Annotated in this window: 26 protein-coding genes; 22 read left to right on the top strand and 4 right to left on the bottom strand. The window is 35.0% G+C overall.

The genetic code is table 11. The features are described 5' to 3' along the window. Window positions 1–5: 5 nt before the first annotated feature. A complete protein-coding gene (locus ES724_RS00490) occupies window positions 6–986 on the top strand; it encodes a DUF4837 family protein (protein ID WP_146928207.1) in 981 nt (326 codons plus the stop codon). 48 nt (window positions 987–1034) lie between these two features. Here ES724_RS00490 and tatA read toward each other — a convergent pair whose 3' ends face one another. After that, window positions 1035–1247, bottom strand: a complete 213-nt coding sequence (tatA, locus tag ES724_RS00495; protein WP_026836877.1) for a twin-arginine translocase TatA/TatE family subunit — start codon at window positions 1245–1247, stop codon at window positions 1035–1037. Between the two features lie 115 nt (window positions 1248–1362). On the opposite strand from tatA, the gene ES724_RS00500 reads away from it, so the two are divergent. The 7 genes from ES724_RS00500 to ES724_RS00530 are packed head-to-tail and all read left to right on the top strand — an operon-like array spanning window position 1363 to window position 8611. Beyond that, window positions 1363–2232: a M23 family metallopeptidase gene (locus ES724_RS00500; protein WP_146928209.1), complete on the top strand. Its 870-nt coding sequence runs from the start codon at window positions 1363–1365 to the stop codon at window positions 2230–2232. Window positions 2233–2238: 6 nt separating this feature from the next. Next, on the top strand, window positions 2239–3729 hold the full coding sequence (locus ES724_RS00505; RefSeq protein WP_146928210.1) for a GH3 family domain-containing protein: 1491 nt from the start codon (window positions 2239–2241) through the stop codon (window positions 3727–3729). Window positions 3730–3740: 11 nt separating this feature from the next. Further along, window positions 3741–5426 (top strand): DUF6909 family protein, encoded by a 1686-nt coding sequence (locus tag ES724_RS00510; RefSeq protein WP_146928212.1) that lies wholly within the window; start codon window positions 3741–3743, stop codon window positions 5424–5426. 4 nt (window positions 5427–5430) lie between these two features. Then, window positions 5431–5976, top strand: coding sequence for a dTDP-4-dehydrorhamnose 3,5-epimerase (rfbC, locus tag ES724_RS00515; RefSeq protein WP_146928214.1), 546 nt, complete (start codon window positions 5431–5433; stop codon window positions 5974–5976). Beyond that, entirely contained in the window at window positions 5973–6824 is an 852-nt protein-coding gene (gene rfbD / locus ES724_RS00520; RefSeq protein ID WP_146928216.1) for a dTDP-4-dehydrorhamnose reductase, read from the top strand. Before rfbC ends, rfbD begins: the two co-directional genes overlap by 4 nt. A gap of 13 nt (window positions 6825–6837) precedes the next feature. Further along, window positions 6838–7827 (top strand): UDP-glucuronic acid decarboxylase family protein, encoded by a 990-nt coding sequence (locus ES724_RS00525; protein ID WP_146928218.1) that lies wholly within the window; start codon window positions 6838–6840, stop codon window positions 7825–7827. A 10-nt stretch (window positions 7828–7837) separates the two neighbouring features. Then, window positions 7838–8611, top strand: coding sequence for a glycosyltransferase family 2 protein (locus ES724_RS00530; protein ID WP_146928220.1), 774 nt, complete (start codon window positions 7838–7840; stop codon window positions 8609–8611). Here ES724_RS00530 and ES724_RS00535 read toward each other — a convergent pair. Continuing rightward, window positions 8604–9911 carry a phenylacetate--CoA ligase family protein gene (locus ES724_RS00535; RefSeq protein WP_146928222.1) on the bottom strand — a complete coding sequence of 436 codons (1308 nt, stop codon included), beginning with the start codon at window positions 9909–9911 and terminating at the stop codon, window positions 8604–8606. The genes ES724_RS00530 and ES724_RS00535 overlap by 8 nt on opposite strands. Before the next feature lie 90 nt (window positions 9912–10001). Here ES724_RS00535 and purD point away from each other — a divergent pair, with 90 nt between their 5' ends. Continuing rightward, window positions 10002–11276 (top strand): phosphoribosylamine--glycine ligase, encoded by a 1275-nt coding sequence (gene purD, locus ES724_RS00540; RefSeq protein ID WP_146928224.1) that lies wholly within the window; start codon window positions 10002–10004, stop codon window positions 11274–11276. On the opposite strand, the gene ES724_RS00545 is transcribed toward purD, so the two are convergent. After that, window positions 11268–11498, bottom strand: coding sequence for a DUF6341 family protein (locus ES724_RS00545; RefSeq protein ID WP_146928225.1), 231 nt, complete (start codon window positions 11496–11498; stop codon window positions 11268–11270). The two genes, purD and ES724_RS00545, sit on opposite strands and share 9 nt — an antisense overlap. Before the next feature lie 45 nt (window positions 11499–11543). On the opposite strand from ES724_RS00545, the gene ES724_RS00550 reads away from it, so the two are divergent. The 3 genes from ES724_RS00550 (at window position 11544) to ES724_RS00560 (ending at window position 14329) form a co-directional block, all read left to right on the top strand. After that, complete coding sequence (locus tag ES724_RS00550; protein WP_146928227.1) at window positions 11544–12470, top strand: DUF6427 family protein; 927 nt, start codon at window positions 11544–11546, stop codon at window positions 12468–12470. 150 nt (window positions 12471–12620) lie between these two features. Further along, complete coding sequence (locus ES724_RS00555) at window positions 12621–13229, top strand: DUF4254 domain-containing protein (protein ID WP_146928229.1); 609 nt, start codon at window positions 12621–12623, stop codon at window positions 13227–13229. 2 nt (window positions 13230–13231) lie between these two features. Then, on the top strand, window positions 13232–14329 hold the full coding sequence (locus ES724_RS00560) for a glycosyltransferase family 9 protein (RefSeq protein WP_146928231.1): 1098 nt from the start codon (window positions 13232–13234) through the stop codon (window positions 14327–14329). A 133-nt stretch (window positions 14330–14462) separates the two neighbouring features. Here the strand turns inward: ES724_RS00560 and ES724_RS00565 are convergent, their stop codons facing one another. Further along, entirely contained in the window at window positions 14463–15509 is a 1047-nt protein-coding gene (locus tag ES724_RS00565) for a ferredoxin--NADP reductase (RefSeq protein ID WP_146928233.1), read from the bottom strand. 96 nt (window positions 15510–15605) lie between these two features. On the opposite strand from ES724_RS00565, the gene ES724_RS00570 reads away from it, so the two are divergent. From ES724_RS00570 to atpA, 10 genes are all read left to right on the top strand, one after another. Further along, on the top strand, window positions 15606–17090 hold the full coding sequence (locus ES724_RS00570; RefSeq protein WP_246136784.1) for a DUF5687 family protein: 1485 nt from the start codon (window positions 15606–15608) through the stop codon (window positions 17088–17090). 10 nt (window positions 17091–17100) lie between these two features. Next, complete coding sequence (locus ES724_RS00575) at window positions 17101–17820, top strand: ABC transporter ATP-binding protein (RefSeq protein ID WP_146928234.1); 720 nt, start codon at window positions 17101–17103, stop codon at window positions 17818–17820. A gap of 105 nt (window positions 17821–17925) precedes the next feature. Beyond that, window positions 17926–20484 (top strand): type IX secretion system periplasmic lipoprotein PorW/SprE, encoded by a 2559-nt coding sequence (gene porW, locus ES724_RS00580; RefSeq protein ID WP_146928236.1) that lies wholly within the window; start codon window positions 17926–17928, stop codon window positions 20482–20484. 3 nt (window positions 20485–20487) lie between these two features. Continuing rightward, a complete protein-coding gene (locus ES724_RS00585) occupies window positions 20488–20916 on the top strand; it encodes a bactofilin family protein (protein ID WP_146928238.1) in 429 nt (142 codons plus the stop codon). Next, a complete protein-coding gene (locus ES724_RS00590; protein WP_146928240.1) occupies window positions 20864–21106 on the top strand; it encodes an AtpZ/AtpI family protein in 243 nt (80 codons plus the stop codon). The genes ES724_RS00585 and ES724_RS00590 overlap by 53 nt, the downstream gene beginning before the upstream one ends. Window positions 21107–21615: 509 nt before the next feature. After that, window positions 21616–22752: a F0F1 ATP synthase subunit A gene (atpB, locus tag ES724_RS00595; RefSeq protein ID WP_146928241.1), complete on the top strand. Its 1137-nt coding sequence runs from the start codon at window positions 21616–21618 to the stop codon at window positions 22750–22752. Between the two features lie 42 nt (window positions 22753–22794). Further along, window positions 22795–22992, top strand: coding sequence for an ATP synthase F0 subunit C (atpE, locus tag ES724_RS00600; RefSeq protein WP_010231529.1), 198 nt, complete (start codon window positions 22795–22797; stop codon window positions 22990–22992). A gap of 86 nt (window positions 22993–23078) precedes the next feature. Then, window positions 23079–23579 (top strand): F0F1 ATP synthase subunit B, encoded by a 501-nt coding sequence (locus ES724_RS00605; RefSeq protein WP_146928243.1) that lies wholly within the window; start codon window positions 23079–23081, stop codon window positions 23577–23579. Window positions 23580–23583: 4 nt separating this feature from the next. Next, complete coding sequence (gene atpH / locus ES724_RS00610) at window positions 23584–24138, top strand: ATP synthase F1 subunit delta (RefSeq protein ID WP_026836901.1); 555 nt, start codon at window positions 23584–23586, stop codon at window positions 24136–24138. Between the two features lie 46 nt (window positions 24139–24184). Beyond that, window positions 24185–25765 (top strand): F0F1 ATP synthase subunit alpha, encoded by a 1581-nt coding sequence (atpA, locus tag ES724_RS00615; RefSeq protein WP_026836902.1) that lies wholly within the window; start codon window positions 24185–24187, stop codon window positions 25763–25765. Window positions 25766–25806 lie beyond the last annotated feature (41 nt).

Here is a 25806-nt window from a genome sequence, read left to right on the forward strand (position 1 = left end):
TAATTATGAAGAATTTTGTATTCCTAAGTTTATTTATCTCCTTATTACTTACTGGATGTCAAGATTCCGAGAGTAAGAATCCTATACTTTTAGCTACTTCTTCAGGGAATATCAACAATATCTCTGTAGTTATTGAAAATGAGATGTGGGAAGGTTCTGTTGGAGAAGCACTTAGAAAATCTTTAGCATCTCCTGTAGATGGATTGCCTCAGGAAGAACCTATTTTTTCCTTAAATCAGATGCCGCCAGAAGCTTTTTCTGGTTTTGTGCGTAAGAATAGATTGTTTGTGAAGATTGAAAAAGGTGAAGCTGGGAGATTTAAAATTTTCGACGATCCTTTTGCCCACCCACAAAAAGGAGTTGTAATTACCGGGCAAGATTCTGATGAGATTATCGAACAGATCAATAAAAATTCAGAAGAAATTATTAAAACCCTTCGAAATACTGAAATTAAAGAAAAGCAAAGAAGGATCAATAAGTCATTAAAAGAGGACGAAAAGTTAAAAAACACATTAGGAGTATCACTTAAATTCCCTACAGCTTATAGGTATGCAATGGAAAATGAAGAATTCTTTTGGCTTCGGAAAGACATTCCTAAAGGGAATATGGAAATTTTAGTATATGCCGTGCCCCTTAACCAAATTGATAGGGATACCAGCGTAATAGCTAATATTATAAAAATGAGAGATTCTATCGGGAAAGCTTATATCCATGGGGGTTTAGAAGGAAGATATATGATAACGGAAGAAGCTTATGCTCCCTATTTATTCGACTCTGAAATAGACGGAAAGTTCGCTTATGAAACGAAGGGAACTTGGGAGATGAAAAGTGCTTTTATGGCCGGACCCTTTGTTAATTATGCCATTAGAGATAGTGTTAACAATAGATATATCATTCTGGAAGGATTCACTTTTGCTCCTGCAACAGCCAAACGAGACAATATGTTTGAGCTGGAAGCCATATTGAAATCGGCAAAAATAGACTAAAAAAAAGCCCAATTTTAATTGGGCCTTTTGTAGGATATTATAAGAAAATTATTTTTTGTCTTCAGGAATTTTTTTGTCTCCAGGGGTTTTATTGTCTGTATCATCATCATCCTTAGAGGCATCTTTAAATTCTTTAATACCACTACCTAATCCTCTCATTAACTCAGGTATTTTTCTTCCGCCAAATAATAATAATATCACAATGACGATTAAAATTATTTGAGGAGCACCTATCATTAAAGGTAAAAATAATGCGTTCATAATTAAAAATTTTTGTTATTACAAATCTAGCAAGAAATCATTAATATAAACGTTTAAGAGCATTAAAATAGTATAAATTTAACTTTATGCTATCTTTGTGATAGCAGCATAAATTATGTCTCAAACAAAAGAAAATAAAAAAAAATTCTCCAAAAAGTTACTTCATAAATACAGGTTGGTAGTATTAAATGAAGACACTTTTGAGGAGCGTCTTTCATTTAAGTTAACTCGGTTAAATCTATTTGTGGCAATTACTTCTAGTGCTATATTGCTAATTGCGCTAACAACCTTCATTATAGCTTTTACAGGATTAAGAGAATATATTCCCGGATATTCTTCAACAAAACTGAAGAGACAGGCCACAGAATTAACTTATAAGACAGATTCCCTACAAACGGCTTTGATGTTAAATAATCAATATTTCGAATCTATAAGAAAAGTGCTAACTGGAGACCTTGATATAGGAGATCTTAATAGGGATTCATTATTAAATACTCAACAAATAGATTCAGAATATATAGATCTATCCCCTTCTAGGGCAGATTCTTTGTTGAGAGAAGAAGTGGCTTTAGAAGATAAATATAATGTTCTTCAAACAGCTGGTTCTAATATAGAATTCGCATTATTCCCACCAGTTAAAGGACCAATTACCGAAGACTATAATGTTAAAACTAGACATTATGCAATAGATATTGTGGTCGCTAAAAATGCCCCTGTTAAAAGCGTAGCAGATGGGCGGGTGATCTTTGCTGAATGGAGTGCGGGAACGGGATATGTGATTATCATAGAGCACAATTACGGCTTGCTTTCTGTCTATAAGCATAATTCGTCACTAACAAAAGAACAGGGTGATTTTGTGAAATCTGGAGAAGTGATCGCTGCGGCAGGATCTGCCGGAGAACTCACAACAGGCCCACACCTACACTTTGAGTTATGGAATGAAGGGAATCCCGTAAACCCAAAAGATTACATTGATTTTGATTAAATTTTTATGTCTATAAAATCCATTGCTGCAAAGATCTTTGCAAAGCACATTCGCAATAAAATTAATAAGTGGGCTTCTAATCCAGAAGCTACACAGAAAAGAGTTTTTAAAGAACTTTTGGAAAAAGCTAAGAACACTCAGTTTGGTTTAGATCATCATTTTAAAAACATCAATAATTATAAAGAATTTGCATCTAATGTTCCCGTTCGCGATTATGAAGAACTGAAGCTGTATGTAGATAAAATGGTAGCAGGAGAAGAAAATATACTGTGGCCTGGAAAACCACTTTATTATGCCAAAACTTCTGGGACCACAAGTGGTGCAAAATATATTCCTCTTACTAAGGAATCTATGCCCACTCATATTAACGCGGCTAGAAATGCCATTTTATGCTATATAGCCGAAACTGGGAAGTCTAAATTTGTGGACGGAAAAATGATCTTCTTGCAGGGAAGCCCCGAGTTAACAGAGAAGAACGGAGTGAAACTGGGCAGATTATCTGGGATCGTTGCACATTTTGTCCCTTCGTATCTTCAGAAGAATAGGTTACCTAGTTTAAAAACTAATTGCATTGAAGATTGGGAAACAAAGGTAAGTGCGATAGTAGGAGAAACAAAAGATGAAGATATGACCGTGATAAGCGGTATACCATCTTGGGTCCAAATGTATTTTGAAAACCTTCAGCAGACCACAGGAAAAAAGGTGGGAGATTTGTTCAAGAATTTCGATCTGTTTATATATGGCGGCGTAAATTACGAGCCCTATCGCGCTAAGTTTGAAAACTTAATAGGAAGAAAAGTAGATAGTATAGAACTATATCCTGCTTCTGAAGGGTTTTTTGCTTTTCAAGATAAACAGGGAGATAAGGGAATGTTACTTCAATTGGATTCCGGAATCTTCTATGAGTTTATAAAGTCTGAGGAATTCTTTGACGAAAAGCCTAAACGATTAACTATAGGAGAAGTAGAAGTAGAGGTAGATTATGTAATGATCGTTTCTAATACAGCTGGTTTGTGGGGTTATAATTTGGGAGATACAGTTCAGTTCACTTCAGTAAAACCATATAAATTGATTGTTTCTGGGCGGATAAAACATTTTATTTCGGCATTTGGAGAACATGTTATTGCTAAAGAAGTAGAACAGGCAATGCAAGAAGCAACTTCAAAGACGGGAAGTAGAATCACAGAATTTACGGTAGCTCCGCAAATCACTCCAGAAGGCGAGCAGTTACCTTATCATGAATGGTTCGTAGAATTTGAAAAAGAACCTAAGGATTTTCAGCAGTTTTTGGAGATCTTAGACCAATCTATGCAAGAACAAAATTCTTATTATTTAGATTTGATAGAAGGCAAGATCCTTCAGCAATTAAAAATTAAAAAAATTCCCGAGAATGGATTTCAGCAGTATATGAAATCTATTGGAAAACTGGGAGGACAAAATAAACTACCAAGACTCTCTAACGACAGAAAGATCGCAGAGGTTTTGGAAAAAATATAAAGCAATAATATATGGTGAATTTGAAATTGATGGGAAGAACCCGAGCGCAAGAAAGTACTAATGCAATAGAGCGAATGTATATAACCATGCGACATTTATTTAATCGCGGATTTTATAAGCCCATGGGAATTTCTGGAGAAACTCTAAGAGAATCTTTGCTCACATTAAGACCAGAAATCTACGGAACTATTGCAGAAGAAAAAGTAGAATTAGACGGACTATTATATGTAATAGAGCGGCTTCCTGTTGGAATAGAACAGTGTAGATTCATCAATCTAACAAGTGACGAGGGCTATGCGAACTCTCATTTTACACCAATTGTTCCACCCAAAAGAAGAAGAAACTGTTATAGAATAGATGAAGAGCAAATGAATATTGAGGTAACTCGGGGTAGATCTGAGATCTATGATATTCTTACTCATCTTACTTTCCTATTTATAGAATCGCATAAAATTATGCGACGCGTAATTATAGATGAAGAAGGAAGTGTTACACGAGATTGGATGAAGCTGGAAGCGGCGGTTTTAAAACCTAGCTTAACTCAAAATGAGAGAGAAATAGCACTTACGCATACTGCCAATATTCTGGGAAGAACCTTTAAAGAGGTTACTACTATGTATCCTAAATTTATGACCCCTGAGAACGAAGAGCGTTTTCTGGAGATTATTTATTGGTTAGGGAAACTGGCAATGGACGAGACCATAAATAACAATAAGAGAATTGTAACCTTTAGCCCTGTACTTAGAGAGCGTTTAGGCCACCATATACATGGGGAGATCTGGGCAGATTCTATCAAGCAATATTTGGTGGAGAATAATTTAATGTACAGGCCAATTCATATTATTAGTGCGAATATGCACAGTGTTATGAATACTCTTTTTAGCCCAATTGCTTTAGAAGAGGAGTTGAAGGAAAAGAAACCAATGCAAGTTTATGAGGAGTTGAGCAATAGCGGAAATGGCCAACTTAGAAATAAAGTAATGAAAGTTGCTCTAGAAAATGGAATGAAATTTATTGAAGACACTAGCGGAACCAATATAGACGTGCAGGTTTTTGATACTGCAAAGATAAAAAATGGTTATAGAAGTCCGAATTTTAACAATAAGTCTATAAATGACAAACCAGTTATAGTTGTAATGGATTACGCTTTTGGAGAACAAGCCTATGAAACTATGGATGAACTACTGAAACCATATAGATATGAAGACAATGAGATTCATTTGAATGTAGATTCGGTTTCTATCATGGGTAAAGCAGGAATTTTAGATGGAGGGAAAGGTGATATCATGATCCCTTCAGCGCATTTATTTGAAGGAACAGCAGATAACTACCCGTTTTATAATGAGCTCAAAAAGGAGGATCTTGACGGGAATGGCATAAAGGTCGTAGATGGCTCTATGATCACAGTCCTTGGAACATCGCTTCAGAATCGTGATATTTTAAAATTCTTTCAGGAATCTACATGGGATGTAGTTGGATTGGAAATGGAAGGAGTACATTATCAAAAAGCAATTCAATCTGCTTCCAGATTGAGAGGGAATATTAAAGAAGATGTAAAAGTAAGATATGCTTATTACGCTTCAGATAATCCGCTTGAGACGGGAAGCACATTAGCATCTGGTGGTTTAGGGACTACAGGTGTAAAGCCAACTTATTTGATCACCGAAAAAATATTAGAACAAATTTTTAATTCATAGTTTAATGAAGTTTGAAAACACCCCTCTAAAAGATTGTTTTATTTTAACACCACAGGTATATCCAGACCATCGGGGTATTTTTTTAGAGAGTTATCACAAAAAGAAATTTAATGAAATTACAGGCTTAGATCTGGAATTTGTCCAGGATAACCAATCGGTATCTAAAAAAGGGGTATTACGTGGTTTGCATTTCCAATCTGGTGGGTTCGCTCAGGCTAAACTCGTTCGTGTAATTTATGGCGAAGTATTGGATGTTGTAGTAGACCTAAGACCAGACTCTCCAACATTTAAAGAGTCTTATAGTATCATTTTATCCGATCAGAATCAGCATCAATTATTTATACCTCAGGGTTTTGCACATGGATTTATCACCTTGTCTGAAACTTCTGTTTTTTCTTATAAATGCGATCGGTTTTATTATCCGGGCTCAGAATCTGGAATTATCTATAATGATCCGGATCTTGCAATAGATTGGAAATTTACTGAGGATGAGTTAATTCTGTCAGAAAAAGACACTAAATTACCAACACTCAAAGAATTATTTTCATGAAAACGGTATTGGTAACGGGAGCATCTGGACAATTAGGTAAGTGTATTCAAAAAATTGCGGCAAAAGAAGATACGATCGATTGGCTATTTATGGACTCTTCAGAAATCGACATTACTTCAACTTGTGACCTAAGTATGTGCTTTGGAAACAAACAAATAGACTATTGTATTAATTGCGCGGCCTATACCAATGTTGAAAAAGCCGAATCTGATAAGGAAAAAGCTTTCAGTATAAATGCTGAAGCAGTAAAAAATTTAGCTGAAATCTGCCGAAAGCATAAAACGGTGCTTATTCATATCTCTACAGATTATGTTTTTGATGGCACCAATACTAGCCAATATAAAGAAGAGGATAAAACAAATCCAATTAACGTGTATGGCGCTTCAAAATTAAAAGGGGAGCAACACATCCAGAATACAATTGGCTATCATTTTATTTTTCGCACCTCTTGGTTGTATTCTGAATATGGGCATAATTTTTATAAGACCATTTTAAATAAAGCTGCAGAAAATGCTACTTTAAATATAACCACTGCTCAAAAAGGGACACCTACCAACGCAAATCATCTTGCTGAACTACTAGTTCAAATCATAAAGGAAGAGAATGAAAACTATGGTTTATACCACTATAGTAATGCAGGGGAAACTACCTGGCACGGATTTGCAAAAGAGATCTTAAGACTTTCCAATAAATGTGACGAGGTTCTTTTAAATGAGGATAATTCTTATAAAACTATTGCAGAAAGGCCTGAAAATAGCGTTTTAGATAAAACTAAATTAAAGACCAATTTTGAGGTTGAAGTGGCCTCATGGCAGGACGCCGTTTTAGAATTATACAATAATAATTAGATAAAGATTTTAGATGTCTAAAAGGATATTAATAACTGGAGCGGCAGGGTTTTTAGGCTCTCATCTATGCGATAGATTCATAAAAGAAGGTTATAAGGTAATTGGGATGGATAACCTGATTACTGGAGATATGAAAAATATCGAACATCTTTTAAAGATGGAAAACTTTGAATTCTATCATCATGATATCACAAAATATGTACATGTTGCTGGAGAACTAGATTATATTCTGCATTTTGCCTCTCCGGCAAGCCCAATAGATTATTTAAAAATACCAATTCAGACTTTAAAAGTAGGCTCTGTTGGAGTATTGCATCTACTTGGTTTAGCTAAGGAAAAAAATGCGCGAATTTTAATCGCATCGACATCAGAAATTTATGGAGATCCGTTGGTGCATCCACAAACAGAGGATTATTATGGGAATGTGAATTCCATAGGTCCACGCGGGGTGTACGATGAAGCAAAACGTTTTCAGGAATCCATGACTATGGCCTATCATCGTTTTCATGGCTTAGAAACTAGGATTGCCAGAATCTTTAATACGTATGGCCCAAGAATGAGATTAAATGATGGTCGAGTAATTCCTGCATTTATCGGCCAAGCATTAAGGGGAGAAGATCTTACTGTGTTTGGAGACGGTTCTCAAACTCGTTCTTTTTGTTATGTAGATGATCAGGTAGAAGGAATTTTTAGATTGCTTTTAAGTGACTATTCAGATCCGGTGAATATTGGTAATCCCGATGAAATTACTATCAGAGAATTTGCAGATGAAATAATTAAACTTACCAATACCAATCAAAAAATAATTTGTGTGCCTTTACCAGAGGACGATCCAATGCAACGTCAACCTGATATTACTAGAGCTAGGGAGATCTTAGGTTGGGAACCTAAAGTTTCTAGGGAAGATGGGATGAAGATCACCTACGATTACTTTAAAAACCTTACTAAAGAGGAATTGTTTAAGAGTGAGCATAAGGATTTCGCAAAGCACATAAGACGCTAATAACAGCTAAATGGAAGAATCGCCATTAGTATCGGTAATAATGCCTGCATATAATTCGGCTAAATTTATTGCTGAATCGATTCAATCTGTTTTGCATCAATTTCATTCTAACTGGGAATTATTGATAATAGATGATGCTTCTGAAGATAATACAGTTGAAATCATCGAAAAATTCGCGTCATCAGATCCCAGAATTCAACTTTTTCAGAATAAAACAAATAAGGGAACGGGCATCAGCAGGAACATTGGTATAAAAGCAGCTCAGGGCTCATATATTGCATTTTTAGACGCCGACGATCTTTGGCTCCCCAAGAAGTTAGAAGCTCAATTAGATTTCATGAAAAGGCGCGATCTTGAAATGACCTATTCTAGTTATTATCTAATAAATGAATCTGGGCAGGAGCTTCATAAAAAAATTCAAGCTTTGCCTATTCTCTCCTATAAAAAATTACTCAAATCTAATTATGTAGGGAATCTTACTGGAATTTATAAGGTTGAGAAACTGGGGAAAATCTATAGTCCTATATTAAGAAAAAGGCAGGATTGGGCATTATGGTTAGCTATTTTGAAGCGGATAGAATCCACAAAAGGAATCATAGAACCATTAGCCAAATATCGAATTAGAGAAAATTCTATTTCCAATAATAAGACCGCCCTATTAAAATATAACTATTTGATATACAGAGAATTTTTGAAATATAGTAAGCTTAAGAGCTTAGTGAAAATGGGAGTTTTTTTAAAGGAACATTTCTTTATTAAGAAAAAGCAGGTAGTTTCTAAATGATGGAAGTAAACTGTTTCAATTTCCCACTTTTATTTCTTTTTAGAATTGGCATTTTCTCAAATTCTACTTGGAGATTTTTACCCACGAAAGTCTCTATGGCAGCTAATATTTTCTGAACCTGCCCATCAGAAAGGATATTCTCACTAACATATTCTATTTTAAATTTATCTAACGCAGTTTGTATAATTAGAAATTCTTTAATGCTTCCAGCATCTTCAATAATAGATTTGGTCACATAATAAAAAGTAAGTCCGGGGACTACTTTTCCATCTGCCAAGCGTGCCACATCATTAGTTCTCCCGGTAAGATTTAATAGTACAGGATGTTTAAAAGTACTGTTCTTTGCCAAGGTACCGGTATCTCCAATGTCATACCGAATCATTGGATGTGCTTTATTATATAGAGAGGTAATAACAATTCTTCCTTCCTCGCCATATGGCAAGCTTCTATTATTATCGTCCAAGATCTCTATAAACAAGCTCTCTGCATTTACTATCCATTCGTTATCAGTATTTTCAAAAGCGATAAGCCCTACTTCGCTTGCTCCGTACTCATTAAATACAGGGATTCCGAATGTTGCTTCAATAAGCTTCTTATCATTCTCAAAAAGTTTTTCTGAAGTAACAATACAAACTTTCAAAGTGGGACAGGTTTCTTTTAAAACAATTTTTTGTTTTTTTAAATATTTTGCAAAAAGTAAAATTGCGCTGGTATATCCATTAATATAGTCGAATTCAGATTTTTTAAATCGAATTAAAAATTCTTCCATCTTCTTTTCGCTAAGATCGAAGACGTTAAATCTTCTTCGCAAGCTTACCTGATCTTTGAATCGTTCCGTTAAATTTCCGTAGAAATCTAAAGGGATCCCGTAAAACCTAGCCTGTAAAGATTTGTTGAGGTCTATATCTATCCACTTATATCGGTTTATAAACTCGGCCCAGGTTACCGCATGGCAAAATCGATCTTTTGCAAAAATAAATGGATGCCCACTGGAACCAGAGGTCTTCCCTATATAGCTGTTCTTTTTATTATATTTCTTGCTAAGCCTATCGTTTAAAGGTCTCTGCAGATCTGACTTTTGCATTACCGGCACCTCTTCCCAATCTGTAAATTCTTTATTTCCGAAGAAATCTTTATAATAAGAGTTATGCGATAAATGATAATTTACAATGGCTTTCCTCCGATTATGTACATAATCTTCAAATTCTTCCTCTGGAATATCCTGAATTTCTTGTAATAGCTTTTGCGCCCTATTTATAGGGAATTTATTAAGCTGAAGTGAGATTTTGAACCAATTCAAAGGCTGGGAGTGCTTTAATTTATTCGAAATTATTAGTGCTTCAATTTACAAACAATTATTTTTGGGGCAAGAACTTAAAACAACTTCCACATGAATATTTTGATATTAGGTGCCGGTGGCCGTGAACATGCATTTGCTCACAAGATTTTAGAGAGCAAACATTGCAAGCAACTTTTTGTTGCTCCTGGTAATGCAGGAACTGCCAAAATAGCTACTAATATCAATTTGAAGGTAACTAATTTTGAAACAATCAAGGAGTTTGTTCTAAAAGAAAATGTGGAAATGCTAATTGTAGGACCAGAAGATCCTTTAGTTCTTGGTATTGCAGATTTCTTCACAAACGACCCTGAATTAAGTGAAATAGCTGTTGTAGGACCTTCCAAAAGAGGAGCTTTACTGGAAGGAAGTAAAGAAAGAGCTAAGGAATTCATGTCTATGCATAATATTCCAACAGCTGCTTATCAAAGTTTTACTGCTGAAAGTCTGGAAGCAGGAAAATCGTTTTTAGAAACCTTAAAAGCGCCATATGTGCTTAAAGCAGATGGCCTTGCCGCAGGAAAAGGAGTTCTAATCCTTGAAGACCTGGAGGAAGCTAAAAAAGAACTGGAACACATGCTTGTTAATAGCAAATTCGGAAATGCGGGTGAAAAAGTCGTAATAGAGGAATTTCTAGACGGTATAGAATTAAGTGTTTTTGTCTTGACCGATGGGAAAAATTATAAGATCCTGCCAACGGCTAAAGATTATAAAAGAATAGGGGAAGGAAATACGGGTTTGAATACAGGAGGCATGGGAGCAATCTCTCCGGTTCCTTTTGCAGATGAGGTATTGATGAATAAGATTGAAGAACGTATTGTAAAACCAACGATTAAGGGACTTCAAAAGGAAAATATAGATTATAAAGGCTTTGTGTTTATAGGCCTGATAAAAGTTGGAGAGGAACCTTACGTGATAGAATATAACGTAAGAATGGGAGATCCTGAAACCGAAGTGGTTCTACCAAGAATAGAAAGTGATCTAGTAGAGCTTTTCCAATCCTTGAAAGATCAGAAATTAAATGAAGTAAATATAAAGATCTCCCCAAAAACTGCAGCTACAGTTATGCTGGTTTCTGGTGGATATCCGGAAGCTTACGAAAAGGGTGCTGAAATTACGGGATTAAATGAAATTGAGGATTCCCTTGTCTTTCATGCAGGAACTACTCAAAAAGATGGTAAAGTGGTAACAAATGGAGGAAGAGTAATTGCGGTAACTTCCTTTGGAAAGGATTACAAAGAGGCATTAAAAAAATCTTATCAAAATGTAGATAAGCTTCATTTTGATAAGATGTATTATAGAAAAGATCTAGGTTTTGACTTAGCCTAGGAATGAATGTGCTTTCGGATCACGATCTTCTTCATCGTTATCGTTAAATTTTTTCAACTGCAACATCCAGTAAACTAAAGCTGCAAAACATATAATCACAAAAATCCAGTTCATAAAATTGGCTAGAAACCAATATTCGTCTTGTAATTCTCTTAAGGCATTAAAAGGAATAAATAATATTTCTGTAAAAAGCCAAGCGATTCCTTCAAAAAAATCTTTCATTGTATAACTTTGTTATATTATAGTACAAAAATATAAAAAACGAACATGCTAACAAGCTTTTTTAGCAAATCTAAACCAGTAATTTTGTTAACGGTCATTCTTTTTATGACTGTTTTTTACATTTTGGCTAATTTGAAACCAGTATTTCAGGAATTTGAAATGTACACCATTTTTACAAAATTTGGGGTGTTGTTGAGTTTTTTGGTGAGTGCAATGGTGCTAGATTTTATTGCAAAAAAGAACGAACTTACCAAAAGGAGCGGTTTTAAGATTCTAATATTTGCAGTCTGCTCGGTTTCCTTTTGGGCGATTTTGCAGGATAATCAAATAATTGTGGCCAACTTTTGCATTCTACTTTCTTTAAGAAGAGTGATAAGTTTAAAGTCTAGAAAGGATATTCCTCTAAAGATCTTTGATGCTACTTTTTGGATTTGTATTGCATCGCTTTTCTATTTTTGGTCTATTCTTTTTATTTTTATTGTTTACAGCGGCATATTATTTCATGCAATAAATTATTTTAAAAACTGGCTGATTCCACTAGTTGCAATTTTCATAGTTTTTATATTAGTTACTGCCTTTCATCTTTTGGTCAATGACGCATTTTATACCTGGGCTGCCTGGTTTCAGGAGAGTTCTTTTGAATTCGAAAACTATCAAAATCTAAGCGTTCTAATTCCCATAAGCATCATCTTGGCATTAACCTTATGGACGCTATCTCACTATTTTAAACTCTTTCAAAAATCTGGAATTAGATCTAGACTCACCTACATGTTGGTGTTCATTACGCTACTGATTTCTGTTTTTGTGGCGATCCTATCTCCTGTGAAGAATGGCAGCGAGTTGCTATTTTTCTTTGTTCCATTCTCGATAATAGCATCTAATTATTTTGACAGTAATAAAGAGAAGGGTTTTAAGGAAGTGCTTTTAATTGCGCTTATTTTAATGCCTATTTTGCTTCCGATCTTTCTATAATTCAACTTATTTAGAAGCTTCGGATATAAATATCTTCAGGCTTTCCAATATTTCAAAATATAATACCTTTGTTTTCCTGTAGAAATTTCAATTAAATTGAAGATCCCTATAAGGAGTTGCATTTTTCATAAATAATATAATAAATCAAACATGTTTTCAGCTAAAGCAAATAAGATCTTCAAAGAGGTAATAGATAAGTATCATTTGGTTAACTCTGTAGATCAATCATTTGAAAATCCTTACAATAAAGACACTCAACTTATAGAACATTTACTTTTTAGAAAGTGTTGGATAGATACTGTACAGTGGCATTATGAAGATATTATTCGCGATCCTAATATAGACCCAGTTGCAGCTTTAACATTAAAGCGACAAATAGATGCGTCTAACCAAGACCGCACAGATATGGTGGAGTTTATTGATAGCTATTTTCTGAAAAAATTCAAGGAAGTAACGGTTAACTCCTCTGCAACTATTAATTCTGAAAGTCCTGCTTGGGCAATAGACAGACTTTCTATTTTAGCATTAAAAATCTACCATATGGATGAAGAGGCTAATAGGGGAGATGCTTCTGAAGATCACCGCAATAAATGTGAAATTAAACTGAATGTTCTTTTGGAACAACGCGTAGATCTTTCTTCAGCAATAGATAGATTACTTGAAGATATCCAAAATGGAGATAAATACATGAAGGTGTACAAGCAGATGAAGATGTACAATGACGATGAGTTGAACCCTGTTCTAAGAAAGAAGAATTAGTTATGAGTTGGAAAACCAATATATCGAAACCATCTAACGATAAAAGCAATTTGCGACAATCTGATGGAGCGCATATATTGGTTATTAGACTATCTGCACTTGGTGATGTAGCTATGTTAGCTCCAATACTACGAGTAGTCGCCGCTACTTATCCTGGCCTAAAAATAACCTTACTTACTCGTGCTTTTTTTGCGCCTATTTTCACAGACATCCCAAATGTAAGTGTATATGAAGCTGATATTAACGGGTTTCATAGTGGTGTTTTTGGATTAAGCAGATTAGCCAAAGATCTTAGGGATCTGGGTATTGATGCTGTAGCCGATATGCATGACGTGTTGAGAAGCAATGTTTTAAAATCGGTTTTTTATTTCTACGGAATTCCAGTTAAGCAAATTGATAAAGGAAGATCAGAGAAGAAGGCGCTAACCGCAGCAAACAATAAAGGTTTTAAGCAATTAAAAGCAACACATGAGCGCTATGCCGATGTTTTTGCCGAATTGGGATACCCTATAGATCTCAGTCTACATGAGTTTCCAGAAAAACAGAAGATCTCACCAAATACTGGAGAGATCACCGGCAAGAATCCTTTAAAATGGATTGGAGTAGCACCCTTTGCTCAACATAATTCTAAGGTATATCCATTAGATCTTATGGAAAAGGTATTGTCTCAATTAAACAGCGCAGGGAAAATTCAAGTTTTTCTTTTTGGTGGAGGACAAAAGGAAGCAGCGATGTTGGAGGAACTGGCAGAAAAATACGAGCGTGTTACTTCCATTGCGGGAAAATTAAAGTTCGAAGAAGAATTGGCACTTATTTCAAATTTAGACGCTATGCTCTCTATGGATAGTGGGAATGCTCACTTGGCGGCTATGTATGGAATTCCTGTGATCACGCTTTGGGGCGTAACGCATCCATATACCGGATTTAAATCTTTTGAACAGCCCTTAGAGAATTGTGTTTTGCCCGACCTCAATAAATATCCTCAAATCCCAACTTCAATCTATGGAAACAAAGTTCCGGATGGATATGAAGATGTAATGCGGACAATCTCTCCAGAACTAGTGGTTCTAAAGATCAATTCGGTTTTAAATCTGCCTTAAAAGAATGTTTGATAATCAAGAACCTCATGAATAGACTATTGGATATGTCCCTAATTCTCTTGAGGAAAATAAATTCAAAAATTTGAGTGATCCTGAAAGTTATCGGGACATGAAATTTAATCCTCAATGGCGCTTAGACATCGTCGTAATCGACCTTTAGGGTAGGAGTTGTAGGATGTGCTTGACATGTAAGGATTAAACCTTCAGCGATCTCACTATCTGTAAGGATCTGGTTTTTTGCCATCTCTGCTTTTCCTTCAGTAATTCTCGCGATACAACTACTGCAAATTCCACCTTGACATGAATAAGGAACATCTAAATCTTTCTCTAAAGCCGCATCCAGAACTGTGTCTTTTTTGTTCATAGAAAAAGTGATTTCCTCATCATCTACCAATACGGTAAGTTTGGTTTCACCTTCTAAATTGGCTTCAACTTCTCCAGAATCGCTAGAGGTAAAAAGCTCGAATAAGATCTTTTCTTTTTCAATTCCATTTTTCAACAGAACTTCAGAAACGCTATCAATCATTACTTCTGGCCCACATAAGTAGAACTTCTCGAAATCTAGATCGTCAAACTTATTTTTCAGCACGTAGTTTACGGTACTATTTTCAATTCTTCCGAAGTGAGCATTCTCTTCTTGAGTTCTACTGTAAACAAATTCAATATATAATCGCTCTGGATATTCTATTTGAAGTTTTAAGAGTTCCTTAAAGAAAATAGTATCATCTGGGGTTTTATTACCATATACCAACACGAATTTACTGTCCGTCTCCTTGGTAAGTGCTGTCTTAATAATAGACAAAACAGGTGTGATCCCGCTTCCTGCAACAAACGCAGCGTAGTTGTGTTTGGTATTGCTAGGCTCAAAGACAAACTTTCCTTCTGGTGGATGTACTTCTAAAACATCTCCAGCTTTAAGTTTGTTATTTGCTAAAACAGAAAAAGTTCCACCTTCAACCTCTTTAACGGTGACTTTATATTCGTTGGTATTAGGAGCAGAACATAAAGAATAGGCTCTTCTTACTTCTTTTTCTTCTATGTTTGTTTTAAGAGTAATATATTGACCAGCTTTAAAAGAAAAAAGTTCTTTAAGATTATCCGGCACTTCAAAAGATAAACTGACCGCTTGTTCAGTTTCGCGGATAATTTCTTTTATATTTAGGCTATAAAATTTATTCATAACATTCAATTTGGCTGCAAAAATACAAAGTCTATCCTTTTTTATTTGTAACAAATTGGTAAATTTCCACACTTGTATATATAAACATTAACTATTATGTTCAAGCGCTTATTCTCGCTAGAGTGGAAATCATTTTTTAGATCGGCAAGCCTAGGCAAGAGTATAGGCCTCAAAATTCTAATGGGATTTTTGGCATTATATTTTATAGCTGCATTTTTAATGTTTGGCATTGGGCTATATCCAATTATTATCGAATATTTTCCCGGAGAAGAACCCTTGTATTTAGTTAACAGATGGTTTTTAGTGTGGATGGTCTTGGAGTTGGTGTATAGGTTTTTACTTCAAAATTTACCCATCATGGATATCAAACCATTGATGCTGCTTCCTATCAAGAAACGAAAAATGGTGAATTTTGTGCTTCTAAAATCCTTGTACTCTTTCTTCAATTTCCTTCCCTTGCTTATTATTATTCCCTTTGGAATCTTTAATATTTATAAACAAACCTTTAGCACGGGAGCAATAATCGCATGGATGATCGCCATGATAGGTCTTACTCTTTCTGTGAACTACGCGAACTTTATAATTAAAAAGAATTTTACCGATAATATAAAAGCATTAATTCCTGTTGTTTTAAGCATTGCCGTGATAGCAATCTTAGATTACTTCAAGATATTTGAAAGTAGTGTTTGGTTTGGAAAAGGACTTAATGCAATTCTTGAATTTCCTTTACTGGCTCTTACACCTATTCTTATAGTTATCGTTTTTTATAAATGGAACCAGAAAGATTTGGAAAGTAAATTTTATTTGGATTCCACTTTAAAAGACGAAGTAAAAGATGCAAACACCAACGAATTTCTATGGACCAGACGATTTGGAGATATAGCACCGTACTTGCAACTAGATCTAAAAATGATCTGGAGGAATAAAAGACCCAAAACAACGGTTTACATATCTATTCTGTTTCTGGCTTATGGCCTCATCTTTTATGGTAATGATGCTTATCAAGAGATGCCGGCATTCTTTGTTTTTGCTGGGATCTTTATTACTGGGATCTTTATGATCAATTTTGGGCAGTTCATTCCATCCTGGGATGCGGGATATTATCCACTTATTATGGCACAGAATATTCCATTAAAGAAATACTTAACAGCCAAAGCGGGTTTAATAACCTTTAGCGTAGTGGTGCTAGCAATTCTTTCAACCCCATATTTGTATTTTGGCTGGAAGATCTTTTTAATTAATTTGATATGCGCAGTTTATAACATAGGGGTCAATATTCCCATTTTGCTTTATGCTGGTTCTTTTAACAGGAAGAAAATAGATCTAGATAAAAGCCCATTTATGAATTACCAAGGAACGGGAGCTACACAGTGGATAGTAGGACTTCCTCTCCTGTTAATGCCATTACTTATTTTCTGGATAATTAATAAGTTCATTTCTTTTGAAAGTGCTCTTACCGTATTATTCGTTCTGGGAGTAGTAGGATTAATTTTAAGGAATCGGGCCATCGGTTTTATTGCACAACGTTATAAGGGACAAAAATATGCCATGATTGAAGGCTTTAAACAATCTGGCGAATAAAATTACAACCATGATCACAGCTACAAATCTTACAAAGAAATATAATGGAACCACGGTTCTAAACATAGAACATCTGGATATTCCTACAGGCCAAAGCATGGGTTTGGTAGGAAATAACGGTGCTGGAAAAACTACGTTTTTTAGCATGTTATTAGATCTTATTCAGCCAACAACAGGTAATATTTTTAATCACGAAATTACCGTGAGCCAAAATGAAGAGTGGAAGGAGTTTACAAGTTCTTTTATAGATGAAAGTTTTTTGATTGGATATCTTACTCCTGAAGAATACTTCTATTTTATTGGGGACCTTCGGAAGCAAAATAAAGCCGATGTAGATGCACTGCTTTTAACTTTTGAAGATTTCTTTCATGATGAGATCTTGGGAAAACGAAAGTATTTGAGAGACCTTTCCAAAGGAAATCAGAAGAAAGTTGGAATCGTTGCAGCGCTTATAGGAAGCCCAAAAGTGATAATTTTGGATGAGCCATTTGCCAATTTAGATCCAACCACACAAATAAGGCTTAAGAAAATCATTAAAGACCTCACCGCCCAAAAGGAAACTACTATTTTGATCTCTAGTCACGATCTTATTCATGTTACAGAAGTTTGTGAACGGATTGTTTTGCTAGATAAGGGAGATCTTGTAAAGGACCTTATGACTTCTACAGCTACTTTAGATGAGTTAGAAACTTATTTCTCCAAGGATTTAACTTTGAAAGAGGAAGCTTAGTTTTTAGATTGCTTTTTCAACTTATCAATTTCTAAAAAGAAACGTATTTTAGCATACTAAATGTAAAGGACTTCTGTTATTTATAATATCAAGAACTTATTGATTTTGAATAAATTCAAATACGTATTGGGTTGCCTGTTTTTGGTGATTGTGCTTTCCGGTTGTTCCAGAAAAAAGGATAAGTTCATCAACAGGGGTTGGCATGCTATAGGTACAGAGTATAATATTCTATATAATGGAGGCCTTGCTCTGGAGCAGGGTAAGCAGGAGGTTGCAGGTTCTTATAACGAGAATTTCTGGGATATACTACCGGTAGAAAGAATGCAAATTTCTGAAGAGATCTCTTTGCCCGGAACGGTGAAAAATGAATCTTTTAAGCTTGCTGAAGAAAAAGCAACTAAGGCCATTCAAAAACATTCGATGCTTATTGAAGGCAAAGAAAATAACCCTCAAATAGATGAAGCCTATCTAATGCTTGGAAAAGCACGTTATTTCGATCAACGATTTTTCCCGGCTTTGGAAGCCTTCAATTATATTCTTCATAAATATCCTGCCAGTAATACTATAAATCACGCACAGATCTGGAGGGAAAAAACCAATATCCGACTTCAGAATAATAAATTGGCCATTAAAAATCTTAAACGAATTATTAAGGCTGAAACATTAAAAGATCAAGATATGGCAGATGCTAATGCGATGTTGGCACAGGCATATATCAATATCAGTCACCCAGATAGTGCTATTATACCTATAAGAACTGCTGCAGAATACACGAGTAATAACGACGAAAAAGGCCGTTATTACTATATCCAAGGACAACTTTATAATTTACTGAAGCAAAGAGATAGTGCAAATTATGCGTTTGATGAGGTCATAGAACTCAACAGGAAAGCGCCTAGAGAATATTTGGTGAATGCTCAAATTGAAAAGACTAGAAATTTCAATTTTGAAACTGAAGACCCAGCTATATTGCTAGCACGTTTGAAGGAAATGGAAGAGAATCGGGAAAACAGGCCTTTTCTGGATAAGATCTATTTTCAGATAGCCGAATATTACAATCATATAGATTCTACAAATGTCGCAACATCCTATTATAATAAATCTCTGAGAGAACCTTCCAAAGACAATTATTTATTTTCTCTTAATTATGAAACGCTTGGAAATATAAATTTTGATAAAGCTTTATATCGAGAGGCCAGCGCGTATTATGATAGTACCTTAACCAAGATCCCAAATACTTCTCGTGATTATTTCTTTGTTGAACGCAAACGAGATAACCTTAAGGAGGTTATTTTTTATGAAAGCATAGTAGAAAAAAATGACAGTATCTTAGGCTTTGTGGAAATGCCAGAAGACGAACGCGTAGATTATTTTACCCGATATGCTGAAGAATTAAAAGAAAAAGCCGTAGCTGAAGCAAAAGAAGGGGCAGTTCCGGAGGCTACCCAGCCTACAATACCTGCTTCCCGTAACACCCCGGGTGCACCACCTGCATTAGGAGGGAACGATCCAGCAAATACCTTTTATTTTTATAACCCAAGAAGGGTTTCCTCAGGCCTAGAGAGTTTTGTTAGAACTTGGGGGCCAAGAGAATTGAGGGATAATTGGAGATTGAATTCAAGTAATTTTACCAACATAGAAAAAGATGGTTTAGATGAAGTTTCCGGTCTTATTATTTCCAACAACCCTAAATTCACGGCTCAAACCTACCTGGACCAAATACCAAGTGATCCGCTTCAAATTTCAGAATTAGAAAAAGAGCGAAATGATGCTTATTACAGCTTAGGACTAATTTATAAGGAGAAATACAACAAGCCCAATTTGGCTTCAGAAAAACTTACCGCTTTATTGGACTTCACGGAAGAAGAGCGTTTAGTGATTCCTGCAAATTATTATTTATATAAAATAAACCTCGAAAGAGGAAATAATTCAGAAGCCGAAAGATTTAAACAAGTGGTTTTAACCCAATATCCAGATTCTAGATATGCCTCTAGGATTAATAATCCAGATCTTGCCATTGCTCAAGAAGATGAAGCTGAAAACAAATATAAGGAGCTCTATACTCTTTTTGAAAAAGCTGAATTTTTAAAGGTGATTGAAGAGGCAAAGATTTTTGTAAATGAATATCCTGAAGAAGAGTTGTTGCCTAAAATTGAATTATTGAGGGCTAGAGCGATGGGAAGAATTTATGGAGTGAATGTCTATAAAGAAGAATTATCTACAATCGCAGCTAATTATCCGCAAACTCAGGAGGGTATTACCGCCTTAGAATTATTGAATACCGCAATTCCTGAAATGGAGAAAAGCACCCTAGAGATAAATAGCAGTACAGCGTCTAATTTAAAGTTACTCTATTCCGTTGAGGTTGCAGCCCAACAAAAAAGCAATGTTTTAAAAGAAGTCCTTGAAAAAGCTATTTTGGAGCTGGATTATGCGGGACTATCTGTTTCTCAAGATGTTTACAATGACAAGTTGAAATTTGTTGTCGTTCATGGACTAGATACATATAGCAACGCAGAAGGTTTTGCAGAACTGCTTAACATCAATAAGAAGTACAAAGTTGAGATAACTCCGGTTATAGTTTCTTCAGAAAATTACAGAGTAATTCAGCTAAAGAAAAATCTGGATACTTATATAGAATTAATTAATAAACAAGAACCCTAATCTATGTTTAATAGTACAACCAAATCAAAAGAAAAATCAGAAACCAGTAAAGAGCAAAATCGAATATCAGCAGGAACAGTTATTACTGGAGATATTGAAGCAAAAGGTGGTTTTAGAATAGAAGGAAGCCTTATAGGAAATTTATCTACCTCCGGAAAAGTGGTTATTAGCAAAGGAGGTTTAATAAAAGGAAATCTAACATGCCAGAACGCCGATTTTGAAGGTTCATTTGATGGGGAACTGAACGTTGAAGAAACCTTATCTTTAAGGTCTTGTGCTGTTATTGATGGAGAAGTGAATGCAGGTAAATTATCCATAGAACCCGGTGCTTCTTTTAATGCTACTTGTACCATGAAAGGTGCTGTAAAATCTCTAAAAAATGGAAGAAAAGAAGGAAAAGGAGAAGGAAGACGAGAAGAAAAGTCCGCTTAGAAATTGGGCTATTTTATCAGGAATTGCTTTTCAAATGGGAGGAACCATCTTTGCTTGTGCCTGGATAGGCAAAAAGTTGGATGAACGCTACCCGTCAAACAAAAATTGGTTTACAATTGGTTTTGTGCTCTTTGGGGTTTTTGCCTCCTTGTATATAGTTTTAAAACAGTTAAAAAGCCTCAACAAATAAATTTTAATGAATATTATTAAAGCCTTCAAGTTTACTCTAATCTTTTCTTTAATACTCGGATTGGCCTACGTGGTTCAAGTAAAATTACTTGAACCAGGCATTACCGAACAAGATGCAATTCTTTTAAAATTTAGTTACCTCTTCAACTTTGCATTCACCTATTTTCTAATACTCAATATTATTTTATTTCAGAAAATATTAAAAGACAAACTGGGTTTTGTGTATCTCGGAATAAGCATGCTAAAATTTGTGATTTTCTTTTTTTTACTAAAATCTAAGAACTTAGAAATAAATAAATCAGACTTCTTGCTCTTTTTTATCCCTTTTACTCTCTGTTTAGGTATTGAAATTTTCTATGTTTCAAAAATTTTAAACAGTCTTAACTATAATGAAAACAATTAGTTACATAGGAATTTACATCTTTAAACTTATTGAAAGTTTTTAGGATTGATTTTTATTTAAATTGTGTACATTTGCACCGAAATTTATAGACCGAAACTATACCTGGAATGAAAAAGGATAACATCGTTAAAATTTTATTGGCTGTTTTTATAGTGCTTTTTTCAGTGAATAACTATGCTCAAGAATATGGAGTAGAGCATGTGGATAATGAGGACACTGCAGTTCACGAAGTACCTGGTAAAATTGATACTAAAGAAGAAGTTACCGAATATATAGATCACCACCTTCAAGACTCGCATTATTTTAATTTCTTTTCAGATGGGGCTACTGGCGATCATTATGGTTTCCCATTACCCGTTATATTATGGGATAATGGTTTAAAAGTGTTTTCTGCATCAAAGTTTCATCATGGAGAATCTTTAGTAAGTTTAGATGGGGCGACTTATAAGCTTTATCACAACAAAATATATAAAACCAATTCTGAAGGTACTATTACTTACGGAGAAGATGGTTTTCCTACAAATGCTAGACCCTTAGATTTTTCTATTACTAAGAATGTATTGGCAATGTTAGTTGTCTCATTACTTATGTTTATAATGTTCAAAAGTCTTGCATCTGCTTATAAGAATAAAGATATTCCTACCGGTTTTGGTAGAGTGTTGGAGCCTTTAGTGATTTATGTGCGAGATGATATCGCTAAGCCAAACATAGGTCCTAAATACAGAAAATACATGGGGTTCTTATTAACCGTGTTTTTCTTCATTTTGATATTGAATTTATTTGGATTAACTCCTCTAGGGATTAATGTTACAGGTAATATTGCAGTAACATTTTGTCTTGCCTTAATCACTTTTATCATTGTACAGTTTAGTGGGAACAAGCATTACTGGAAGCATATCTTTTGGATGCCAGGAGTGCCAATACCTATGAAAATTGTTTTAATGCCTATAGAAGTTTTAGGTATGATAACAAAACCATTTGCCTTGATGATTCGATTGTTTGCAAACATGACTGCTGGTCACGTTGTTGTAATGAGTCTTTTAGGTCTAATTGTAGTATTTCAAAACTGGATAGCAGGGCCTGCGTTTTTCGGATTCACCCTATTTATCTCAGTCATAGAACTATTAGTAGCATTTTTACAGGCATATATTTTCACTCTATTAAGCGCGCTGTATATAGGTATGGCGGTTGAGGAACATGATCATCATCCAAAGGATCATAGTGAAGATATTCCTGTTATATAATAAAGTTTAATAATAAGTAAGTTTAATTTTTAATAAGTAGATATGGAAGCTATGAATGTTGATTTAATTGGAGCTGGTTTAGTAATTATCGGTGCGGGTATTGGTCTTGGTAAGATTGGTGGTTCTGCAATGGATGCAATTGCTCGTCAGCCAGAAGCAGCTGGAAAAATACAAACAGCAATGATTATTGTTGCTGCATTGTTAGAAGGTGTTGCTTTTGCTGCATTGTTTGCAGTATAATCAAAAAAGAATCAAACCTTGTAACGGTTGGTTGCAAGGTTTGATTTAATTTTTTAAAAAAACTAGATTACTTATAATATAGAATTATGGAAAAGTTAATAAATGATTTTTCTTTTGGATTATTCTTCTGGCAAGCATTGATACTTGTAGTATTAATTTTGTTGCTTAGAAAATTCGCATGGAAACCAATTTTAGACTCATTAAATAATCGTGAAGAAGGGATTAAAAACGCCTTACTTTCTGCAGAAAATGCTAGAAAGGAAATGCAAAACCTTCAGGCAGATAATGAGAAATTGCTAAATGAGGCAAGAGCGCAAAGGGATGCAATGCTTAAAGAAGCACGCGAAATAAAAGAGAAAGTTGTTTCAGATGCAGCTGCAGAAGCTCAGGCTAAAGCAGATAAAATTGTTGCTAATGCACAGGTTATTATCGAGAACGAGAAAAATGCTGCAATGGTAGACCTTAAAAATCAGGTTGCTACTTTATCAATCGAGATCGCAGAAAAAGTTATTCGTGAACAATTATCTACTACAGAGAAACAACACAAATTGGTTGAGGATATGTTAGCAGATGTTACGTTAAAATAAGTTTATGGAAAGTACCAGAGCTGCACAGAGATACGCGAAAGCAATTTTAGAATTGGCAAAAGATCAAAACGCTACTGAGTTGGTCAATAATGATATGGTTTCCATAAATGAAACTATTTCTTCCAGTGAGGAGCTACAAGATGTTTTGGCTAGTCCGGTTGTGAAAGACAATGTTAAAAAGAGTGCATTGAAGGAAATCTTTAAAGCAGCTCACACTATAACCTTGGGAGCTTTTGATATTCTTGTAGACAATAACAGAATTATCCAGCTTCAAGCTGTAGCTAAAAGTTATACTGCTCTATTTAATGAAATGAACCACATACAAGTTGCTGAAGTAACTACCGCGGTTCCATTAGATGCTAATTTGGAAGCTAAGATACTTGAGAAAGTAAAGGAGCTTACAGGAAATGTGGCAACTTTAGAAAGTAAAGTAGATCCAAGTATATTAGGAGGTTTTATCCTTAGAGTAGGAGATCTTCAATACAATACCAGTGTTGCAAAAAGTCTTAGTAATTTAAGCAGAGAGCTTACTAACAACACGTATATTTCAAAAATTTAATGAAAACAGATACGCTTTAGGTGTATCAATTTTATTCTAAATAATTATGGCCGAAGTAAATCCAGCTGAAGTTTCAGCAATATTAAAAAAACAACTTTCAGGTTTTGAAGCAAAAGCTACTTTAGACGAAGTAGGAACAGTACTAACCGTTGGGGATGGTATTGCACGTATTTATGGTTTAGCTAATGCTCAATATGGAGAATTAGTTGAATTTGAAAGTGGATTAGAAGGAATTGTACTTAACCTTGAGGAAGACAATGTTGGGGTAGTACTTTTAGGACCTTCTAAAGAAATTAAAGAAGGATCTGTAGCTAAGAGAACTCAGCGTATTGCTTCTATCAATGTTGGTGAAGGAATTACAGGTAGAGTTATAGATACTTTGGGAGCTCCAATAGATGGAAAAGGTCCTATTCAAGGAAAAACTTACGAAATGCCATTGGAGCGTAAAGCACCAGGGGTTATTTTCCGTGAACCAGTTACAGAGCCTATGCAAACAGGGATCAAAGCTATTGATGCTATGGTGCCAGTTGGAAGAGGACAAAGAGAGTTAGTTATTGGTGACCGTCAGACAGGTAAAACTGCTGTGTGTATTGATACTATCTTGAATCAAAAAGAATTTTACGATGCAGGACATCCTGTACATTGTATATATGTGGCTATTGGACAAAAAGCTTCTACTGTTGCAGGAATTGCTCAGAAATTAGAAGCAAAAGGTGCTTTAGCTTATACTACTATTGTTGCGGCAAACGCATCAGACCCTGCTCCAATGCAAGTATATGCTCCTTTTGCAGGTGCTGCAATTGGTGAGTATTTTAGAGATACTGGTCGTCCAGCACTTATCGTATTTGATGATCTTTCTAAACAAGCAGTAGCATACCGTGAGGTTTCGCTATTATTACGTCGCCCACCGGGACGTGAAGCATATCCTGGGGATGTATTTTTCTTACACTCTAGATTGTTAGAGCGTGCGGCAAAAGTAATTAACAATGACAAGATCGCTTCAGAAATGAATGATCTTCCAGATTCTATTAAGCATTTGGTAAAAGGTGGTGGTTCTTTAACTGCATTGCCAATTATTGAAACTCAGGCAGGAGATGTTTCTGCATATATTCCAACCAATGTAATTTCGATTACAGATGGTCAGATCTTCTTAACATCAGATTTATTTAACTCTGGGGTTCGTCCAGCGATTAACGTAGGTATTTCTGTATCTCGTGTGGGTGGAAATGCTCAGATAAAAGCGATGAAAAAGGTTGCAGGTACTTTAAAATTAGACCAGGCGCAATTCCGTGAATTGGAAGCATTTGCTAAGTTTGGATCTGATCTTGATGCTGCTACTTTAAATATTATTGAAAGAGGAAAGCGTAACGTAGAAATCTTGAAACAAGCAGAGAATGACCCTTTCCCGGTAGAAGATCAAATTGCAATTATTTTTGCAGGAGCTAAGAACCTTTTGAGAGATGTTCCTGTTAACAAGGTGAAAGAATTTGAAAAAGAGTATTTAGAATACTTGAATTTAAAACATCGTGCTACTTTAGATGGTTTAAAAGCTGGAAAACTTACAGATGAAATTACAGATACTTTGGTGTCATCTGCAAAAGAGATTTCTTCAAAATATAAAGCATAAAAAATTCTTAATTATGAATTGAGAATTCAGAATTATATAAT

This window comes from Gillisia hiemivivida, from assembly GCF_007997295.1.
Classification (GTDB): Bacteria; Bacteroidota; Bacteroidia; order Flavobacteriales; family Flavobacteriaceae; genus Gillisia; species Gillisia hiemivivida.

Coding starts and splice junctions, on each gene's coding strand:
- ES724_RS00560 (WP_146928231.1), top strand. CDS start 13,232: ATGAGTTGGAAAACCAATATATCGAAACCATCTAACGATAAAAGCAAT.
- tatA (WP_026836877.1), bottom strand. CDS start 1,247: ATGAACGCATTATTTTTACCTTTAATGATAGGTGCTCCTCAAATAATT.
- atpA (WP_026836902.1), top strand. CDS start 24,185: ATGGCCGAAGTAAATCCAGCTGAAGTTTCAGCAATATTAAAAAAACAA.
- rfbC (WP_146928214.1), top strand. CDS start 5,431: ATGAAGTTTGAAAACACCCCTCTAAAAGATTGTTTTATTTTAACACCA.
- atpB (WP_146928241.1), top strand. CDS start 21,616: ATGAAAAAGGATAACATCGTTAAAATTTTATTGGCTGTTTTTATAGTG.
- ES724_RS00570 (WP_246136784.1), top strand. CDS start 15,606: ATGTTCAAGCGCTTATTCTCGCTAGAGTGGAAATCATTTTTTAGATCG.
- ES724_RS00505 (WP_146928210.1), top strand. CDS start 2,239: ATGTCTATAAAATCCATTGCTGCAAAGATCTTTGCAAAGCACATTCGC.
- ES724_RS00525 (WP_146928218.1), top strand. CDS start 6,838: ATGTCTAAAAGGATATTAATAACTGGAGCGGCAGGGTTTTTAGGCTCT.
- atpE (WP_010231529.1), top strand. CDS start 22,795: ATGGAAGCTATGAATGTTGATTTAATTGGAGCTGGTTTAGTAATTATC.
- rfbD (WP_146928216.1), top strand. CDS start 5,973: ATGAAAACGGTATTGGTAACGGGAGCATCTGGACAATTAGGTAAGTGT.
- ES724_RS00605 (WP_146928243.1), top strand. CDS start 23,079: ATGGAAAAGTTAATAAATGATTTTTCTTTTGGATTATTCTTCTGGCAA.
- ES724_RS00575 (WP_146928234.1), top strand. CDS start 17,101: ATGATCACAGCTACAAATCTTACAAAGAAATATAATGGAACCACGGTT.
- ES724_RS00490 (WP_146928207.1), top strand. CDS start 6: ATGAAGAATTTTGTATTCCTAAGTTTATTTATCTCCTTATTACTTACT.
- ES724_RS00550 (WP_146928227.1), top strand. CDS start 11,544: ATGCTAACAAGCTTTTTTAGCAAATCTAAACCAGTAATTTTGTTAACG.
- ES724_RS00555 (WP_146928229.1), top strand. CDS start 12,621: ATGTTTTCAGCTAAAGCAAATAAGATCTTCAAAGAGGTAATAGATAAG.
- ES724_RS00510 (WP_146928212.1), top strand. CDS start 3,741: ATGGTGAATTTGAAATTGATGGGAAGAACCCGAGCGCAAGAAAGTACT.
- ES724_RS00545 (WP_146928225.1), bottom strand. CDS start 11,498: ATGAAAGATTTTTTTGAAGGAATCGCTTGGCTTTTTACAGAAATATTA.
- ES724_RS00530 (WP_146928220.1), top strand. CDS start 7,838: ATGGAAGAATCGCCATTAGTATCGGTAATAATGCCTGCATATAATTCG.
- atpH (WP_026836901.1), top strand. CDS start 23,584: ATGGAAAGTACCAGAGCTGCACAGAGATACGCGAAAGCAATTTTAGAA.
- ES724_RS00500 (WP_146928209.1), top strand. CDS start 1,363: ATGTCTCAAACAAAAGAAAATAAAAAAAAATTCTCCAAAAAGTTACTT.
- purD (WP_146928224.1), top strand. CDS start 10,002: ATGAATATTTTGATATTAGGTGCCGGTGGCCGTGAACATGCATTTGCT.
- ES724_RS00590 (WP_146928240.1), top strand. CDS start 20,864: ATGGAAGAAAAGAAGGAAAAGGAGAAGGAAGACGAGAAGAAAAGTCCG.
- ES724_RS00585 (WP_146928238.1), top strand. CDS start 20,488: ATGTTTAATAGTACAACCAAATCAAAAGAAAAATCAGAAACCAGTAAA.
- ES724_RS00565 (WP_146928233.1), bottom strand. CDS start 15,509: ATGAATAAATTTTATAGCCTAAATATAAAAGAAATTATCCGCGAAACT.